The 17,213-nt window shown below is 67.2% G+C and carries 18 protein-coding genes; 16 read left to right on the forward strand and 2 right to left on the reverse strand.

The genetic code is table 11. The features are described 5' to 3' along the window. Positions 1 to 2: 2 nt before the first annotated feature. From thrB to prfA, 3 genes are all read left to right on the forward strand, one after another. Positions 3 to 953: a homoserine kinase gene (gene thrB / locus ACQFZP_RS02865; protein WP_104312155.1), complete on the forward strand. Its 951-nt coding sequence runs from the start codon at positions 3 to 5 to the stop codon at positions 951 to 953. Between the two features lie 143 nt (positions 954 to 1,096). Continuing rightward, the gene (gene rho / locus ACQFZP_RS02870; protein WP_104312154.1) at positions 1,097 to 3,043 is read left to right on the forward strand and encodes a transcription termination factor Rho; all 1,947 of its coding nucleotides are present in this window, start codon (positions 1,097 to 1,099) and stop codon (positions 3,041 to 3,043) included. A gap of 17 nt (positions 3,044 to 3,060) precedes the next feature. Next, entirely contained in the window at positions 3,061 to 4,143 is a 1,083-nt protein-coding gene (prfA, locus tag ACQFZP_RS02875) for a peptide chain release factor 1 (protein WP_104312601.1), read from the forward strand. Between the two features lie 85 nt (positions 4,144 to 4,228). On the opposite strand, the gene cysE is transcribed toward prfA, so the two are convergent. Then, on the reverse strand, positions 4,229 to 4,825 hold the full coding sequence (cysE, locus tag ACQFZP_RS02880; protein ID WP_104312600.1) for a serine O-acetyltransferase: 597 nt from the start codon (positions 4,823 to 4,825) through the stop codon (positions 4,229 to 4,231). Between the two features lie 9 nt (positions 4,826 to 4,834). Continuing rightward, entirely contained in the window at positions 4,835 to 5,770 is a 936-nt protein-coding gene (gene cysK, locus ACQFZP_RS02885; RefSeq protein WP_244295926.1) for a cysteine synthase A, read from the reverse strand. A 134-nt stretch (positions 5,771 to 5,904) separates the two neighbouring features. Between cysK and prmC the strand changes: the two genes are divergently transcribed. The 13 genes from prmC to ACQFZP_RS02950 all read left to right on the forward strand — a co-directional run bounded on the left by prmC (position 5,905) and on the right by ACQFZP_RS02950 (position 17,146). Beyond that, a complete protein-coding gene (gene prmC, locus ACQFZP_RS02890; RefSeq protein WP_211890258.1) occupies positions 5,905 to 6,813 on the forward strand; it encodes a peptide chain release factor N(5)-glutamine methyltransferase in 909 nt (302 codons plus the stop codon). A 6-nt stretch (positions 6,814 to 6,819) separates the two neighbouring features. After that, positions 6,820 to 7,629, forward strand: coding sequence for an L-threonylcarbamoyladenylate synthase (locus tag ACQFZP_RS02895; protein WP_211890259.1), 810 nt, complete (start codon positions 6,820 to 6,822; stop codon positions 7,627 to 7,629). A 1-nt stretch (position 7,630) separates the two neighbouring features. Next, positions 7,631 to 8,842, forward strand: a complete 1,212-nt coding sequence (locus tag ACQFZP_RS02900; RefSeq protein WP_104312151.1) for an MraY family glycosyltransferase — start codon at positions 7,631 to 7,633, stop codon at positions 8,840 to 8,842. After that, the gene (locus tag ACQFZP_RS02905; protein WP_104312150.1) at positions 8,839 to 9,279 is read left to right on the forward strand and encodes a hypothetical protein; all 441 of its coding nucleotides are present in this window, start codon (positions 8,839 to 8,841) and stop codon (positions 9,277 to 9,279) included. Before ACQFZP_RS02900 ends, ACQFZP_RS02905 begins: the two co-directional genes overlap by 4 nt. A gap of 174 nt (positions 9,280 to 9,453) precedes the next feature. Then, positions 9,454 to 10,281, forward strand: coding sequence for a F0F1 ATP synthase subunit A (gene atpB, locus ACQFZP_RS02910; protein ID WP_104312599.1), 828 nt, complete (start codon positions 9,454 to 9,456; stop codon positions 10,279 to 10,281). Positions 10,282 to 10,339: 58 nt separating this feature from the next. Continuing rightward, positions 10,340 to 10,570, forward strand: a complete 231-nt coding sequence (atpE, locus tag ACQFZP_RS02915; RefSeq protein WP_104241494.1) for an ATP synthase F0 subunit C — start codon at positions 10,340 to 10,342, stop codon at positions 10,568 to 10,570. A 12-nt stretch (positions 10,571 to 10,582) separates the two neighbouring features. Then, the gene (locus ACQFZP_RS02920) at positions 10,583 to 11,152 is read left to right on the forward strand and encodes a F0F1 ATP synthase subunit B (RefSeq protein WP_104312149.1); all 570 of its coding nucleotides are present in this window, start codon (positions 10,583 to 10,585) and stop codon (positions 11,150 to 11,152) included. Then, positions 11,152 to 11,943, forward strand: a complete 792-nt coding sequence (locus ACQFZP_RS02925; protein ID WP_179556541.1) for a F0F1 ATP synthase subunit delta — start codon at positions 11,152 to 11,154, stop codon at positions 11,941 to 11,943. The genes ACQFZP_RS02920 and ACQFZP_RS02925 overlap by 1 nt, the downstream gene beginning before the upstream one ends. A 52-nt stretch (positions 11,944 to 11,995) precedes the next feature. Beyond that, complete coding sequence (gene atpA, locus ACQFZP_RS02930; RefSeq protein ID WP_104312147.1) at positions 11,996 to 13,621, forward strand: F0F1 ATP synthase subunit alpha; 1,626 nt, start codon at positions 11,996 to 11,998, stop codon at positions 13,619 to 13,621. Between the two features lie 38 nt (positions 13,622 to 13,659). Continuing rightward, positions 13,660 to 14,556 carry a F0F1 ATP synthase subunit gamma gene (locus ACQFZP_RS02935; protein ID WP_179556543.1) on the forward strand — a complete coding sequence of 299 codons (897 nt, stop codon included), beginning with the start codon at positions 13,660 to 13,662 and terminating at the stop codon, positions 14,554 to 14,556. A gap of 30 nt (positions 14,557 to 14,586) precedes the next feature. Further along, the gene (atpD, locus tag ACQFZP_RS02940; protein ID WP_104312145.1) at positions 14,587 to 16,053 is read left to right on the forward strand and encodes a F0F1 ATP synthase subunit beta; all 1,467 of its coding nucleotides are present in this window, start codon (positions 14,587 to 14,589) and stop codon (positions 16,051 to 16,053) included. 2 nt (positions 16,054 to 16,055) lie between these two features. After that, complete coding sequence (locus ACQFZP_RS02945; RefSeq protein WP_104253476.1) at positions 16,056 to 16,334, forward strand: F0F1 ATP synthase subunit epsilon; 279 nt, start codon at positions 16,056 to 16,058, stop codon at positions 16,332 to 16,334. Continuing rightward, the gene (locus ACQFZP_RS02950; protein WP_211890260.1) at positions 16,331 to 17,146 is read left to right on the forward strand and encodes a YaaA family protein; all 816 of its coding nucleotides are present in this window, start codon (positions 16,331 to 16,333) and stop codon (positions 17,144 to 17,146) included. The genes ACQFZP_RS02945 and ACQFZP_RS02950 overlap by 4 nt, the downstream gene beginning before the upstream one ends. Positions 17,147 to 17,213 lie beyond the last annotated feature (67 nt).

Below are 17,213 nucleotides of genomic sequence, written 5' to 3' on the forward strand. Positions count from 1 at the left end.
GCATGAAGCAGGTCGAACAGGCGCGTCGCGTCGAAGTCAAGGTCCCCGCGACGAGCGCCAACCTCGGACCGGGCTTCGACACGCTCGGTCTCGCGCTTGCCGTCTACGACACGCTCGTCGTCGAGAGCGCGCCGGCTGGCGTTCTCGAGATCGACGTGGAAGGTGTCGGCTCCGAGAGCGTGCCACGCGACGCCTCGCACCTCGTCGTCCAGTCGATCGAGCACACGCTCACCGGCCTCGGCTACGAGCTGCCCGGGCTGCGCATCCACGCCGTCAACACGATCCCGCACGGGCGCGGCATGGGGTCCTCTGGCGCCGCGATCGTCTCCGGCGTCATGGCAGCAGCCGCGCTCGTCTCCAACGAGGTGGAGCTCGACGCGGACACGCTCCTGCGATTCGCGACCGAGCTCGAAGGTCACCCGGACAACGTCGCGCCGTGCCTCTTCGGTGGTCTGACGATCGCCTGGGTCGGAGAGAACGGGCCCCGCTCGAAGCAGCTGCTCGTGCATCGCGGCGTCTCGCCGATCGTCCTGATCCCGACCGAGACGATGTCCACCAAGCTCGCCCGCAGCCTCCAGCCCGAGAGCGTCCCGCACGCCGACGCGATCTTCAACCTCTCCCGCTCCGCCCTGCTCGTCGCCGCACTCGTCCAGAGCCCGGAGCTGCTCTTCGAGGCGACGGAAGACCGCCTCCACCAGAGCTACCGCGCATCCGCCATGCCCTTCACGAGCGGCCTCGTCGCCGAGCTGCGGGCCGCAGGATTGCCCGCAGTCGTCTCCGGCGCGGGCCCGAGCGTGCTCGTGCTCTGCGAGAGCCCCGAGCAGCGGCTCCGCGCCGCGGCGGTCGCGGAGGCCAACACGCAGACCGAGTGGAACGCCATCATGCCTGCCGTTGATTTCCTCGGTGCTACAGTGGAGGTGCTGTCGGGCGACGCGGCCACACTCTCGGTGTAGGCACAGCGCGACAGCTTCAACTCTCCGAGCAGCGGAGTACGCACCCCCCTCGATTTCTGTCGATGTGGTTCAGAGTGCGTGAGAAGTCCCGCTCGCTCGATCTGAACACCGCAGAACGCGGTAGAGGTAAGGACTCACAGCAGATGACTGACACGACACCCACTGCGGAGCAGGAAGCTCCGCTCACTTCCATGAAGGTCGCGGACCTCCAGGCGCTTGCCGCCGGTCTGCAGATCCGTGGCGCTCGGAGCTTGCGCAAGGGCGCGCTCATCGACGCCATCGAGGCCGCACGCGCAAGCGCCGCTCCCGAGGCGCCGGCCGTCGAAGCCGACGTGGCACCGCTCGAAGCTGACGTCGTCGAGACGGATACCGCACCGGTCGAGGCCGCTACGGCACCCGAGGCGGAAACCCAGGCCGAGTCGGCGCCTCTCACCGATGAGGAAGCGCCCGTCGTCATCGATGACTCCGCAGCTCAGGAAGCGACCGCACCGGCCGCGCCCGCGGCTCCGGAGCTGTCGCTCGACGACCTCGTCCTCCCTCCCGCACGCGGCGAGGCCTCGGAGCAGGACGACGCACGCGACGAGGACCAGGGACGCGCAGGCCAGCGGAAGCGTGGCCGCGGCCGCGGCCGTCGTGGTCGCACCAACGACACCGAGCAGAGCACCACCGACAACGCAGAACCCGCCGCCAAGCAGGACGAGCCGGCCACGGAGTCCAACGGCGACGCGCAGGATGACGAGCAGCAGGGCGGGCGCCGTCAGCGCGGACGCTCGCGCGGACGCGGCGGAGACCAGGCGCAGGGGCGCGCGGAAGGCCAGCAGGCACAGGACACGCCCGCTGACGACGAGACGGACGAGCAGCGTCGTGGCCGCGGCGGTCGCTACCGCGACCGCAAGCGCGGACGCGGGGGAGCGGAGGACACCGAGCCCGAGATCGCAGCGGACGACGTGCTCCTCCCCATCGCGGGCATCCTCGACGTGCTCGACAACTATGCCTTCGTGCGCACGAGCGGCTACCTGCCAGGCCCGAACGACGTCTACGTGTCGCTCGCGCAGGTCAAGAAGTACCAGCTGCGCAAGGGCGACGCCGTCGTCGGCGCCATCCGCCAGCCGCGCGAGGGCGAGAACCAGCACGGCCGTCAGAAGTTCAACGCCATCGTGCGCTTCGACGCCATCAACGGCCAGTCGCCGGAAGAGCCGCGCCAGCGCCCCGACTTCGACTCGCTGACCGCCCTGTACCCCCAGGAGCGACTGCGCCTCGAGACGAGCGAGGACCGCGTCGCCACTCGCCTCATGGACCTCTTCGCCCCCATCGGCAAGGGGACCCGCGGCCTCATCGTCGCACCGCCGAAATCGGGCAAGTCCATCGTGCTCGAGCAGGTCGCCGCCGCAGTTGCGAAGAACAGCCCCGACGTGCACCTCATGGTCGTCCTCATCGACGAGCGTCCGGAAGAGGTGACGCACATGCAGCGCACCATCCAGGGCGAGGTCGTCGCGGCCACGTTCGACCTCCCCGCCGACGACCAGACCACCGTCGCGGAGCTCGCCATCGAGCGGGCGAAGCGCCTCGTCGAGCTCGGCCACGACGTGGTCGTGCTGCTCGACGGCGTGACCCAGCTGTGCCGCGCCTACAACCTCGCGGCTCCCGCATCCGGTCGCATCCTGCCTGGTGGCGTGGACGCCTCCGCGCTGACCCCGGTTCGCCGCTTCTTCGGCTCAGCCAAGAACGTCGAGAACGGCGGGTCCCTCACGATCCTCGCCACGGCCATGATCGGCACCGGCTCCAAGACGGAAGACACGATCCTCGAGTCGTTCGCCGGCACGGGCAACATGGAGCTGCGCCTGTCCCGCGACATCGCCGACAAGCGCGTCTTCCCCGCCATCGACATCTCGCACTCCCAGACGCTCCGCGAGGAGCAGCTGCTCACGCAGCAGGAGGTCGAGGCGACCTGGAGCATCCGCCGAGCCCTCACAGGCGGCGACCCGCTCCTGCTGCTCGAGGCCGTGCTCGCCCGCGTCGCAGGCACGAGCACCAACGCGGAGTTCCTCGCCTCTGTCGCGAAGCAGCCCATCCGCGCCGCCAAGGCATAGTCATGGCCAGACACGAGATGGCCGACTCCGTTCGGCAGCTTCGAGCCGAGCACGAGGACCTGCAAGAGCAGCTGGCCGACCCTGAGCTGCACGCCAACCCGGCGCGCGCGAAGAAGGTCAACCGTCGGTATGCCCAGCTCGCGCAGATCCTCGCGGCGGACGCCTCCCGCGCCGAGCTCGAGGACGACCTCGAGGCCGCCAGGGAACTCGCCAAGGAGGACCAGTCGTTCGCCGAGGAAGTCCCCGTGCTGGAGGAGAACCTGCGTGTCGCGCAGGAGAAGCTGCGGCGACTCCTCATCCCGCGCGACCCCGACGACGGACGTGACGTCATCATGGAGATCAAGGGCGGTGAAGGCGGCGAGGAATCGGCGCTCTTCGCAGCCGACCTCCTCCGCATGTACTCGCACTACGCGGAGCAGCGCGGCTGGAAGACCGAGATGATCTCCTCGACGGAGAGCGACCTCGGGGGCTTCAAGGACGTGCAGGTCGCGATCAAGGGCAATGCCAACGACCCGGCGCTCGGCGTCTGGGCGAGTCTCAAGTACGAGGGTGGCGTGCATCGCGTGCAGAGGGTCCCCGCGACCGAGTCGCAGGGACGCATCCACACGTCGACCACTGGCGTCCTCGTGTTCCCTGAGGTCGACGAGCCGGAGGAGATCGAGGTCAGCCCCAACGACCTCAAGATCGACGTCTTCCGCTCGTCCGGCCCCGGCGGCCAGTCGGTCAACACGACCGACTCTGCCGTGCGCATCACGCACATCCCCACGGGAATCGTGGTGTCGATGCAGAACGAGAAGAGCCAGATCCAGAACCGCGCAGCCGGCATGCGCGTGCTGCTCGCGAGGCTCCTCGCCCACCAGCAGGAGCAGATCGCGGCAGCGGAGTCGGAGGCGCGATCCGGGCAGATCCGCACGATGGACCGTTCGGAGCGCATCCGCACGTACAACTTCCCGGAGAACCGCATCGCGGACCACCGCACCGGGTACAAGGCGTACAACCTCGACCACGTCATGAACGGAGCCCTCGGGCCCGTCATCCAGTCGGCGATCGCCGCCGACGAGGAGGCACGTCTCGCGGCCCTCTCCGGCAGCGACGACTGAGGTCGACGCTCACATCGCACCGAAACGGCGGCCAGCACTGCTGGCCGCCGTTTCGCTGTCCCGGGGCTGGGACCCTTGAGATCTTTTAGATCTCGTAGTACCCGACGAGGTCCTGCTCGGCGGGAGTGCGCTGACGGACGCGAGCTGGCACACCCGTGAGCACCGAGTTCGCGGGTGCGTCCCGCGTGACCACGGCGTTCGCACCGATCCGCGAGTCGTCGCCGATCGTGATGTTGCCGAGCAGCTTCGCCCCGGCGCCGATGAGCACCCGGCTGCCCACGGTGGGGTGCCGCTTCACGCGGTGGCCGGAGGTGCCGCCCAGGGTGACCCCGTGGTAGATGAGCACGTCGTCTCCGACGACCGCGGTCTCGCCGATGACGATGCCCATGCCGTGGTCGATGACGACCCGGCGACCGATCTGCGCGCCCGGGTGGATCTCGACGCCCGTCGCGAAGCGATTGAACTGCGAGAGCGTGCGTGCGAGCAGCTTCGTGTCAGCGCGCATCCACAGTCGGTGGGCGATCCGGTGCAGCCAGAGCGCGTGCATGCCCGAGTAGTTGATCACGATCTCGGCCTTGGAACGGGCCGCCGGATCGTTCTTCCGGGTCGCCGCGATGTCCTCCCTGACGCGACGCCAAACGCCGACACCTTGGGGTGCCGGCGTTCGACGTGGTGTTGCCAGTGCCACTCGCTAGTCGCGGAGGTCGTCGAAGAGCACCGTCGAGAGGTAGCGCTCGCCGGTGTCGCAGATGATCACCACGATGTTCTTCCCGGCATTCTCGGGACGCTTCGCGATCTCGAGAGCCGCCCAGAGGTTCGCTCCGCTCGAGATGCCGCTGAAGATGCCCTCGGTCGAGGTCAGGGCGCGGGAGACGCGGATGCTGTCCTCGAGCGTCGCGTCGAGGACCTCGTCGATGACATCGCGGTCGAGCACGTCCGGAACGAAGTTGGCGCCGAGGCCCTGGATCTTGTGGGGGCCGGCCTTGCCCTCGGTGAGGAGCGGCGAGTCCTTCGGCTCGACGGCGACGATCTTGACCTCGGGCTTGCGCTCCTTGAGCACCTGTCCGACGCCGGAGATCGTTCCGCCCGTGCCGACGCCCGCGACGAAGATGTCGATCTCGCCGTCGGTGTCTGCCCAGATCTCCTCGGCAGTGGTCTCGCGGTGGATCTGGACGTTCGCCTCGTTCTCGAACTGGCGAGCGAGGATCGCGCCCGGCGTCTCGTCGACGATCTGCTTGGCGCGGGCGACGGCGCCACGCATGCCCTCGGGGCCGGGCGTGAGGACGAGCTCGGCGCCGAACGCCTTGAGCAGCTGTCGGCGTTCGATCGACATGGTCTCGGGCATGGCGAGGATGACGCGGTAGCCGCGAGACGCGCCGAGCATCGCGAGCGCGATGCCGGTGTTGCCCGAGGTGCCCTCGACGATGGTGCCACCCGGCTGCAGCTCGCCACTCTGCTCAGCTGCGCGGATGATGCCGAGGCCGAGGCGGTCCTTCACCGACGACCCGGGCCCGAAGAACTCGAGCTTGGCGAAGATGTTCGCGCCGGTCTCGTTGATGCGACCGAGCTTGACGAGCGGGGTGCGGCCGACGACCTCGGTGATGTCGTTGTAGATCTTTCCAGTCACTTCGTGCCCTTCTGGGATGCTGTGTGAACTTCGTGGGTGTCGCTGGCAGCGTTCGCCCGCGTCAATCGTCCCAATCATCTCGCGCGCGAGTGCCGTGCATGACGCTGCGAGTCAATGTGCGGGAGACTCTCTCCATGATCTTGCACGTAGACGCGCAGAGAAAGCTGGTTCGCGAACAGCTGAAGGCGGCCGGCATCGCCGAGAGCAGCGTCGAAGCGGACCTGCTGCTCGCGGGTGTGCTCGGCATCTCACGTGGCGAGGTGCAGATGCGCTCGCTGCTCGGCCGAGAGCTGTCGGAGCAGGAAGCACTGGAGGTAGGTGCTGCGGCGGCGAGGCGAGCCCGTCGCGAGCCCCTCCAGCATGTGCTCGGCGTGGCGCCCTTCCTCGACATGGAGCTCGCCGTCGGCCCGGGGGTCTTCGTCCCGCGGCCCGAGACCGAATCGCTCGTGACCGCCGCGGTGTCCCTGCTCGGCCAGGATTCGAACGGCACCGACCTGGCGGGCATCGATGTCGGCTCCGGGAGCGGGGCGGTGGCGCTCGGCGTCGCCCGGACGCACGGTCGCATCCGCATGACGGCGATCGAGCGTTCGAGTGCCGCCTGGCCCTGGCTGCGCGCGAACGTCGAGGCGTTCGGCGGCGGGCAGGTGAACGCGTTCTTCGGAGATGCCGCGCGCGCCTTCTCGGCGGTGCCGCCCGGATCGCTTGATCTCGTCGTCTCCAACCCGCCGTACGTGCCCGCCGCGAATCGGCCGGAGAGCCGCGAGGTCTGGCGACACGACCCCGACGACGCGCTCTACTCCGGAGCCGACGGCCTCGACTTCATCCGGGAGGTCGCGACCTGGTCGTCCGCTTCGCTCGCTCGGGGCGGCGTGCTCATCGTCGAGCACGAGGACTCCCAGGGGGCGGAGATCAGACAGATCTTCGCCGACGCCGGCTTCATCGACGCCGCCACCGGTCAGGACCTCACCGGCAGGGACCGCATCACATCCGCGGTGCTCTCCGCGTCGGGCCAGGGTGGAAGCGGCCAGCCGACTATCATGTGACGAAGAATGGGACAGATCTACGCCACCACAGACTCACTCGACCTCCTGGCAGCGGTCCGCGCGGCACGCACGGCCATCGCGAGCGGCGAGGTCATCGTCATGCCGACCGACACGGTCTACGGCATCGCGGCCGATGCCTTCTCGGCATCTGCCGTCCAGCGTCTGCTGGACGCCAAGGGGCGCACACGCGCGACCCCGCCGCCGGTGCTCGTGGCGAACCACGAGACGCTCGACGCGCTCGCCGAGAACGTCCCCGCGCTCGCGCGGCAGCTCTTCGAGCGCTTCACGCCGGGCCCCCTCACCGTCATCCTGCAGGCCAGGGGCTCGCTGCAGTGGGACCTCGGCGAGACGAACGGAACGGTCGCCCTGCGCATCCCCGACAGCCGCCTCGCACGCGAGCTGCTCAAGGAGACCGGACCGCTCGCCGTCTCGAGCGCCAACAAGCACGGCGAGCCCGCGGCGACGACGGCGCAGGAGGCGCTTGATGCCCTCGGCGAGGTCGTCGGTGTGTTCCTCGACGGTGGCCCGGCAGGGGGCGAGCCCTCCACGATCGTCGATGCGACCCCGCTGACGCGCGGTGAACCCGCCCGCATCGTCCGACAGGGAGCGCTTTCACGCGAGCTCATCGAAGAGGTGCTCGGAGACAAGCTCGCGCCGGTCGATGCCCCGGCGGCGGAACCGGCAGTCGAAGCGGAACCGGCAACCGTGCCGGAGCCGGCAGGAGAAACACAGCCGGCAGTCGTCGCTGCGAACCCGGAGCAGGTGGCCAGCGCACCCGAGGCGCAGCCGAAGCCGTCGACGGGGCACGAGTCCTAGCGTGCGGATCTACCTCGCCCTCGTGGTCGGCACGGCGCTCGTCACGCTTGTGCTCGTCTACGTGGTCTGGCGACTCGCGATGCGCTACAAGTGGTACCCGCCTGTCCGCGACAGGGACGTCCACACGACACCCAAGCCGAGACTCGGCGGCGTCGCGATGTTCGTCGGCATGCTGCTCGCGCTCGCCGCGGCCTCGCAGATCCCGTTCTTCTCGCTCGTCTTCGAACAGCCGGGACGGGTATGGGCCCTCGTCGGCGCCGCGTCCCTCATCGTGCTGATCGGCGTCATCGACGACTTCATCGACCTCGATTGGATGACGAAGCTCGCAGGCCAGATCCTCGCCGCCATCCTTCTCGCCTGGCAGGGCGTCGCGATCACCTCGCTCCCGATCGGGGGCATCACGGTCGGCTCCCAGTGGATGTCGATCGCCATCACGGTGCTCGCCGTCGTCCTGGTGATGAACGCCGTCAACTTCATCGACGGGCTCGACGGGCTCGTGGCCGGAGTCGCGATCATCGCGAACGGCGTGTTCCTCGTCTACAGCTACGTGCTCAGCGAGTTCGCGGGGCAGACGGGGCGCTTCACGATGGGTGCGCTGCTCTCGGCGATCGTGATCGGCATCTGCCTCGGCTTCCTGGTCCTCAACTGGTACCCGTCGAAGATGTTCATGGGGGATGGGGGAGCGCTGCTCGTGGGGCTCCTCATGGCCGCCAGCGCTGTCGCGGTCACGGGCGAAGTCGACCCGCAGACGATCAGCCGCACGGAGCTCTGGCCCGCCTTCCTGCCCATGATCATCCCGTTCGCGGTGCTGATCGTGCCGCTGCTCGACTTCTCCCTCGCCGTGTTCCGACGGATGCGCGCGGGCAAGTCGCCCTTCACCGCCGACAGGAAGCACCTCCACCACCGCCTGCTCGACATGGGTCACTCCCAGCGCTGGGCGGTCGTGGTCTTCTACTCCTGGACGGCTGTCGTCTCGGTGGGGGCGCTCATGGCGTTCGCCGCCGATCTGATCTCGATCCCCATCGGCCTCGTCATCGGCTTCGTCGTCGTCGGCTTCGTGCTCTGCACGCTCGTGACGATCGCGCCGCTCAGCCGGCGCAAGTCGAGGGAGCGCCACGCGCAGAAGGCTCCGGGCGAGAACGCCCACGACGAGCTCGCCGATGCACACGCCTCGCTGCTCAAGGCAGCACCAGAATCCGGAATGGACGCATGAACTCCTCTACGACCCCCACCTCCGTGCCCATCTTCAAGAGCATCCTGAAGTGGTCCGTCGTGGTCGCCATCGCGGTCGCCGTCATCGGCGGCGCCGCTGGCTTCTTCGCGGTCGGGATCAACGGCCTGTGGAGCGCGCTCTTCGCCGCGGCCATCACGCTGCTCTTCACGGGTATCACGGTCGTCTCCGTCATCCTGGCGTCGCACCTCGATCAGATCTTCTTCATGGCGACCATCCTCGGCGCCTGGATCCTCAAGTTCATCGTGTTCCTCGGCGCGCTCTTCCTCATCAGGGACCTGCCGATCGTCCACCTCTTCACCCTCTGGCTGTGTCTCGTCGTGGCTGTCATCGCGACGGTCATCGTGGACGTCGTCTGCGTCGTGCGCGGGCGGATGGGCAACGTCAGCGACGTGCGCCTGCCCGGCGACGACAAATAGTAGAAAAGTTGGCTCTGGAGGCCCGAACTGCACTCCTGCCTGGGGATTTCTTGATAGGCTGATCCAGGTGCGCCGAGAAGGGGTCCTTCTCGTGTGCTCACCCGCCCGAACTCATCGAAGCGCAGCAAAGACAGCTGCGCCCCGAGACAGGAGAGTGCTCTGTTCGCCTCAGCCCTGAATCTGCCAGTTTTCATCGCTGCCGCGGAGGACAACAGCATCTTCCACCCGCCGTCGCTTGACCACGAGTTCTTCCTCGAGGCAGTGGCGTTCGCCGGCACCCCCTTCGAGCTGAACCGCATCATCCTCGTGCGGCTCTTCGCGATCGCGATCCTCCTGCTCCTCTTCTGGCTTGCACTGCGCAGCCCGAAGGTCATCCCGGGCAAGGGACAGTCGCTCGCTGAGATCGCCATCGGCTTCGTGAAGTCGCAGATCGCGGACGGCATCCTCGGAGAGAAGCTCGGCCATAAGTACCTGCCGCTGCTCTCCGCCATGTTCTTCGGCATCTTCGCGATGAACATCACCGGCATCATCCCCGGCCTGAACATCGCCGGAACCGCGCTCATCGGCATGCCGCTCGTGCTGGCCGTCGTCTCGTACATCGCCTTCATCTACGCGGGCTTCCGCGAGGCCGGGCCCGGAACGTTCTTCAAGAACGCGCTCTTCCCGAGCGGTGTGCCGTGGCCGATGTACATCCTCCTGACGCCGATCGAGTTCATCAACATCTTCATCGTGCGCCCCGTGTCGCTCGCCCTGCGACTCTTCCTCAACATGATGGTCGGCCACCTCCTGCTCGTCCTGACGTTCAGCGCGACGAACTTCTTCGTCATCCAGTACTCGATGAACGGCCCAGGCGGCCCCCTCGACATGCTGTTCGGCATCCCCACGCTCCTTGGCGGCTTCGTCATGACGCTCGTCGAGATCCTCGCGTCGGTCCTCCAGGCCTTCGTATTCACCCTCCTGACCGCGGTCTTCATCCAGCAGGCCGCCGCCAAGAGCCACTAAGACCCACCTGACTCACGCGAAGCACCCTGCTTCACCACCCATACGGAAGGAAACCCCTGTGGAAACCACCACGCTCGCCGAGATCTCCGGCAACATCGCTACCGTCGGCTACGGCCTCTCTGCAATCGGCCCCGGCATCGGCATCGGTATCGTCGCCGGCAAGACCGTCGAGGCCATGGCACGTCAGCCCGAGATGGCTGGCCGCCTCCAGGTCACCATGTTCCTCGGTATCGCCTTCACCGAGCTGCTCGCCTTCATCGGCGTCGCAACGTTCTTCATCTTCCAGTAAGCGGGTCCGCACATGAGCACCTTCGTACTGTCGGCGGCAACGTCGACGCTCGCAGCGGAAGAGGGCGGCAACGTCCTCCTTCCCGCTACGTATGACATTGTCTGGTCGTTGGTCGTCTTCGTTGTGCTCGGATTCTTCTTCTGGAAGTTCGCCATCCCGGCACTCCGCAAGGTTCTCGACGAGCGCGAAGCGCAGATCGAGGGCGGCATCCGCAAGGCGGAGATCGCTCAGGCCGAGGCCGCTGCCAAGCGCGACGAGAACGAGAAGCTTCTCGCCGCCGCGCGAACCGAAGCCGCGGAGATCCGCGAGCAGGCTCGCGTCGACGCAGACCAGATCAAGGTCCAGAAGAAGGCCGAGACGCAGGCTGAGCTCGACCGGATGACCGCTTCCGCAAAGGCGCAGATCGAGGCGGAGCGCCAGACGGCGATCGTCTCGCTCCGCGCCGAGGTGGGCACGCTCGCACTCGACCTCGCCTCCGGCGTCGTCGGTGAGAGCCTGCGCGAGGACAGCCGTTCGACGGCCTACGTCGACCGGTTCCTGAGCGACCTCGACAACGACCAGAAGGCAGGAACGCACAGCTGATGGGAAGCGCGACCAGACACGCACTGGCAGCCCTCAAGAACAGCGTCGACGGCTGGGGCCAGGCAGAGCTTGGAGATGCTGAGCAGGTGTTCGCGGCGGTCAACGCGGCGGGCGCCAACCAGCACCTCCTCGCAGCACTGTCCAACCCCGCCGCCGACGTCAGCGCCAGGCGCGAGCTCGCAGGGAAGGTCTTCGGATCGCACCTCGGCCCGCGTGCGCTGCAGCTCCTCCAGGACGCTGTCAGCCAGACCTGGTCGAGCAACCATGAGTTCGCGCTCGGCCTGCAGGAACTCGCAGTCCGTGCCACGGCCCAGACCGCAGGAGAGCAGTCGGCGATCGCCGGCGAGCTCACCACGGTCGCTGACACGATCAGCGCCAACCCGGAGCTCGAGCTCACGCTCGGGTCGCGCCTCGGAGACTCGGCTGTCAAGTCGCAGCTCATCGAACGCCTCTTCGCGGGCAAGATCAGCGCGCCAAGCCTCCTGATCCTCCGTGAGCTCGTGGGCAACCCGCTCGGTCGCCGCACGCGCCGCCTCCTCACGTGGGCTGGCGAAGTGGTTGCCGACCAGGCAGGCCGCTCGGTCGCAACGGTCACGGTGGCGAGTCCGCTCGCCCCCGAGCAGCTTGCGAAGCTCGAGGCGGGACTGACGCGTCGCTTCAACCGACGCGTCTCCGTCACGACGGTCATCGACCCGAAGATCATCGGCGGCCTGCGCGTGCAGCTTGGCGATGACGTGATCGACGACAGCGTCGCCGCTCGACTCAACAACCTCCGCCTGCAGCTCGCCTGAGCCTCACGCACTGAAACTCTCGGGGCGAGGCCCCGGACGACAAGGGAAGAACATGTCAGAACTCACAATCAATCCGGATGAGATCCGCGACGCGCTTCAGCAGTTCGCTTCCTCATACCGTCCGGAAGGCGCCACGGCGACCGAGGTCGGCACCGTGGTTGACGCCTCGGACGGCATCGCGCACGTCGAGGGTCTCCCTGGCGTCATGGCCAACGAGCTCATCACCTTCGCCGACGGAACGCTCGGTCTGGCCCAGAACCTCGACGAGAGCAGCATCGGCGTCATCGTCCTCGGCGAGTTCCAGGGCATCGTCGAGGGCATGGAAGTCCGCCGCACCGGCGAGGTCCTCTCCGTCCCAGTCGGCGACGGCTACCTCGGCCGCGTCGTCGACCCGCTCGGGAACGCGATCGACGGACTCGGCGAGATCGCGACGTCCGGTCGCCGCGCCCTCGAGCTCCAGGCTCCAGGCGTCATGGACCGCAAGTCGGTGCACGAGCCACTCGAGACCGGCATCAAGGCCATCGACGCGATGATCCCCGTCGGCCGTGGCCAGCGACAGCTGATCATCGGCGACCGCCAGACCGGCAAGACGGCCATCGCGATCGACGCCATCATCAACCAGAAGGCCAACTGGGAGTCGGGCGACGTCAACAAGCAGGTTCGCTGCATCTACGTCGCCGTCGGCCAGAAGGGCTCGACCATCGCCTCCGTCAAGGGCGCGCTGGAAGACGCCGGAGCAATGGAGTACACGACGATCGTCGCGTCTCCCGCATCCGACCCTGCAGGCTTCAAGTACCTCGCTCCGTACACCGGCTCGGCCATCGGCCAGCAGTGGATGTACGAGGGCAAGCACGTCCTCATCGTCTTCGACGACCTGTCGAAGCAGGCTGAGGCCTACCGCGCCGTCTCGCTCCTCCTGCGCCGCCCGCCGGGCCGCGAGGCCTACCCGGGTGACGTGTTCTACCTGCACTCCCGTCTGCTCGAGCGTTGCGCGAAGCTCTCCGACGCGATGGGTGCAGGCTCGATGACCGGTCTTCCGATCATCGAGACGAAGGCCAACGACGTCTCCGCGTACATCCCGACCAACGTGATCTCGATCACGGACGGCCAGATCTTCCTCCAGTCCGACCTCTTCAACGCCAACCAGCGTCCTGCGGTCGACGTCGGAATCTCCGTCTCGCGAGTCGGTGGCGACGCGCAGCAGAAGCACATCAAGAAGGTCTCGGGAACGCTCAAGCTCGAGCTCGCCCAGTACCGTTCGCAGCAGGCCTTCGCGATGTTCGCGTCCGACCTCGACGCGACGACGCGCAAGCAGCTCGAGCGTGGCGCACGCCTCACCGAGCTCCTCAAGCAGCCGCAGTACTCGCCGTACCCCGTCGAGCAGCAGGTCGTCGCGATCTGGGCCGGAACCAACGGCAAGCTCGACCTCGTCCCGGTCGACGAGGTGCTCCGCTTCGAGCGCGAGCTCCTCGAGTACCTCGAGCGCAACACCGACGTCCTCAGCCTCCTCCGCGACAGCGGGAAGCTCGAAGACGACACGCTGAAGGCCATGGCCGACGGTGTCGACGCCTTCGTGAAGACGTACCTCAAGAACGACGGAACTCCGCTCGTCGCAAGCGCCGAACAGGTCGCCGCTGACGAGATCGAGCAGGAGAAGATCGTCAAGAAGCGCCGCTAGGCGCCCTCGACGACTTCGACGACGAGCACAGGAGAAGCATGGGAGCACAACTTCGGGTCTACCGGCAGAAGATCAAGTCTGCCCAGACGATGAAGAAGGTCACCCGCGCCATGGAGCTGATCGCCACTTCGCGCATCACCAAGGCGCGGAAACGCATGGCCGAGTCGAACCCGTACGCGCAGGCGATCACCGAGGCAGTCTCGGCAGTGGCCAGCTACACGGACATCGATCACATCCTCGTCACCGAGCGTGAAGAGGTCCGCCGCGTCGCGGTCGTCGTCTTCACGAGCGACCGAGGCCTCAACGGAGCCTTCTCCTCGAGCGTGCTTCGCGAGGCCGAGGGCCTCACGAACCTCCTCGAATCAGAGGGCAAGGAAGTCGTCCACTACCTCATCGGGCGCAAGGCGGTCGGCTACTTCGCCTTCCGCAAGCGCGCGAGCGAGAAGCAGTGGACGGGCTCGACGGACCTCCCGGTCTTCCAGACCGCGAAGGAGCTCGGCGAGGCACTGGTCGAACGGTTCACGATTCCGTTCGAAGAAGGCGGCGTGGAGGAGATCCACTACGTCTACAACCGGTTCCAGTCGATGGTCACGCAGACGCCGACCGTCGTGCGGCTCCTGCCGCTCGAGGTCGTCGAAAGCGACGACGTCGCGGAAGAGGCCCCGCTGCTCCCGCTGTACGAGTTCGAGCCGGATGCGGAGACGGTGCTCCACGCACTGCTTCCCGACTACATCCAGGCGCGGCTCTTCAACGCCATGCTGCACTCCGCCGCATCCGAGCACGCTGCCCGTCAGCGCGCGATGAGCGCGGCTTCCGACAACGCAGACACCCTGGTGCGCGACTACACCAGGCTCGCGAACAACGCGCGCCAGGCAGAGATCACGCAGCAGATTTCCGAGATCGTGGGCGGCGCGGACGCGCTCGCAACCGCATAACCGCGCGAACACGCAAGAAAAGGACAAGACATGACGACGCACATCGTCTCCGACAGGGAAGACACGAAGGCTCCGGCCGGTGTCGGCCGGATCGCCCGTGTCACGGGTCCCGTTGTCGACATCGAGTTCCCGCATGACGCCATCCCAGGCATCTACCACGCGCTCGAGACCGAGGTCAGCCTCGGCGACCAGTCGCTCAAGCTCACGCTCGAGGTCGCACAGCACCTCGGCGACGACCTCGTCCGCGCCATCGCGCTCAAGCCGACCGACGGACTCGTCCGCGGCCAGGAAGTCCGCGACACAGGAGCCCCCATCTCGGTGCCCGTCGGCGACGTCACCAAGGGCAAGGTCTTCAGCGTCACCGGTGAAGTGCTCAACGAGACGATGATCTCCGAGCCCTACGAGATCACCGAGCGCTGGCCCATCCACCGCGAGCCCCCGGCCTTCGACCAGCTCGAGTCGAAGACCGAGCTCTTCGAGACCGGCATCAAGAGCATCGACCTGCTCACCCCGTACGTCCAGGGTGGAAAGATCGGCCTCTTCGGTGGAGCCGGCGTCGGCAAGACCGTCCTCATCCAGGAGATGATCCAGCGCGTCGCACAGGACCACGGCGGCGTCTCGGTGTTCGCCGGTGTCGGCGAGCGCACGCGTGAGGGCAACGACCTCATCTACGAGATGGAAGAAGCAGGCGTCTTCGACAAGACCGCGCTCGTATTCGGCCAGATGGACGAGCCGCCGGGAACTCGACTCCGCGTCGCACTCTCGGCCCTCACCATGGCTGAGTACTTCCGCGACGTGCAGAAGCAGGACGTGCTGCTCTTCATCGACAACATCTTCCGCTTCACGCAGGCCGGTTCCGAGGTCTCCACGCTGCTCGGCCGCATGCCCTCCGCCGTTGGATACCAGCCCAACCTCGCCGACGAGATGGGTGTGCTCCAGGAGCGCATCACGTCCACGCGTGGTCACTCGATCACGTCGCTCCAGGCCATCTACGTGCCTGCTGACGACTACACCGACCCGGCCCCCGCGACGACGTTCGCCCACCTCGACGCCACGACGGAGCTCTCGCGAGAGATCGCCTCGAAGGGCCTCTACCCGGCCATCGACCCGCTCACGTCGACGAGCCGCATCCTCGACCCCCGTTACCTGGGTGCCGACCACTACCGGGTTGCGACCGAGGTCAAGCAGATCCTCCAGAAGAACAAGGAACTGCAGGAGATCATCGCGATCCTCGGTGTCGACGAGCTCTCCGAGGAAGACAAGATCACCGTCTCCCGCGCTCGCCGCATCCAGCAGTTCCTCTCGCAGAACACCTACATGGCGAAGAAGTTCACGGGTGTCGAGGGTTCGACGGTTCCGCTCAAGGAGACCATCGAGTCGTTCGACGCCATCGCCAAGGGTGACTTCGACCACGTCGCCGAGCAGGCCTTCTTCAACGTCGGTGGAATCAACGACGTCGAAGAGAAGTGGGCGCAGATGCAGAAGGACAACGCATAGTCATGGCAGGCAAAGGCGAACTGACCGTCAAGGTCGTCGAAGCAACCAAGCTCGTCTGGGAAGGCAGCGCGACCATGGTCGTCGCTCGCACCTCCGAGGGCGAGATCGGAATCCTCTCCGGCCACGAGCCTGTGCTCGCTGCCCTGGGTGCCGGACAGGTTCGCATCACGGCTTCCGACGGATCGAAGATCGTCGCCAACGCCGAGGGCGGCTTCCTCTCGGTGAACAGCGACGTCGTCACGGTCGTCGCCGGCGAGGCTGAACTCGTCTCCGGGGAGTGACCGAAGGTCTCCTGCTGCTGTTGCCGCCGTCCGAAACCAAACGGGACGGCGGCAACGCTGCGTTCACGGGCGAATTGGTCGAGAGCCCGGAAGCAGGCGGGCTCAGCTGGTCGGAGACATTCGCGGCGACGCGCGAGCTCGTCGTCAGCGAGCTGCACAGCCTCTCCCACAACCGCGAGACAGCCCGCAAAGTGCTCAAGATCTCCGAGAAGCAAGCGGAGATCGAACTCAACAGGAACCGCACGCTCCGCTCAGCCCCTCGCATGCCAGCGCTGCTCCGGTATACAGGTGTGCTCTACGACGCCCTCGACGCCCCGACCCTGACGGCGTCCCAGCTGAGCTGGGCGGCGCACCACGTGGCGGTTCACTCCGCCCTGTTCGGGCTCGTCGGCGGGGGAGAAGGCATCCCCGCCTACCGGCTCTCTGCGGCGTCACGGCTCGGCGGTGTCGCGGCCGCACGCCGGTGGGCTCCAGCGGCGAGCCAGGCGCTGTCGGCGCACAGAGGTCTTGTGGTGGACCTTCGATCAAAGGCGTATTCCGCGCTCGGGCCCGTCGAAGCCGCTCAGCAGCATGTGTCCATCGACGTCGTCTCGAGGTCCGCCGACGGCGCCGTGCGCTCACTCAACCACTTCAACAAGCGAGGCAAGGGCCTCTTCACCCGCGGTCTCATCACGCGCGCCTCATCGCAGCCCGACCGGGCGGCGGCGCTGCAGGATGCGGAAGAGCTGTCGGACTTCTGCCGCGAGGCCGGTTGGGAACTCGAACCAACAGGACCGGGCGCCGCGCGGCTGATCGTGCCGGAAGGCCATTGATCTCTCCACGAGGGGCATCGGTGTTGCCGAACACAGGCGCGCAGGGGAGCGCTCCCCATCGACAAAG

Source organism: Pseudoclavibacter sp. Marseille-Q434 (genome assembly GCF_050315415.1).
Lineage (GTDB): Bacteria > Actinomycetota > Actinomycetes > Actinomycetales > Microbacteriaceae > Pseudoclavibacter.

Bases quoted from the DNA above. Each gene is read 5' to 3' on its own strand.
- thrB (WP_104312155.1), top strand. From the start codon at position 3: ATGAAGCAGGTCGAACAGGCGCGTCGCGTCGAAGTCAAGGTCCCCGCG.
- rho (WP_104312154.1), top strand. From the start codon at position 1,097: ATGACTGACACGACACCCACTGCGGAGCAGGAAGCTCCGCTCACTTCC.
- prfA (WP_104312601.1), top strand. From the start codon at position 3,061: ATGGCCGACTCCGTTCGGCAGCTTCGAGCCGAGCACGAGGACCTGCAA.
- prmC (WP_211890258.1), top strand. From the start codon at position 5,905: ATGATCTTGCACGTAGACGCGCAGAGAAAGCTGGTTCGCGAACAGCTG.
- ACQFZP_RS02895 (WP_211890259.1), top strand. From the start codon at position 6,820: ATGGGACAGATCTACGCCACCACAGACTCACTCGACCTCCTGGCAGCG.
- ACQFZP_RS02905 (WP_104312150.1), top strand. From the start codon at position 8,839: ATGAACTCCTCTACGACCCCCACCTCCGTGCCCATCTTCAAGAGCATC.
- ACQFZP_RS02920 (WP_104312149.1), top strand. From the start codon at position 10,583: ATGAGCACCTTCGTACTGTCGGCGGCAACGTCGACGCTCGCAGCGGAA.
- ACQFZP_RS02925 (WP_179556541.1), top strand. From the start codon at position 11,152: ATGGGAAGCGCGACCAGACACGCACTGGCAGCCCTCAAGAACAGCGTC.
- atpA (WP_104312147.1), top strand. From the start codon at position 11,996: ATGTCAGAACTCACAATCAATCCGGATGAGATCCGCGACGCGCTTCAG.
- ACQFZP_RS02935 (WP_179556543.1), top strand. From the start codon at position 13,660: ATGGGAGCACAACTTCGGGTCTACCGGCAGAAGATCAAGTCTGCCCAG.
- atpD (WP_104312145.1), top strand. From the start codon at position 14,587: ATGACGACGCACATCGTCTCCGACAGGGAAGACACGAAGGCTCCGGCC.
- ACQFZP_RS02945 (WP_104253476.1), top strand. From the start codon at position 16,056: ATGGCAGGCAAAGGCGAACTGACCGTCAAGGTCGTCGAAGCAACCAAG.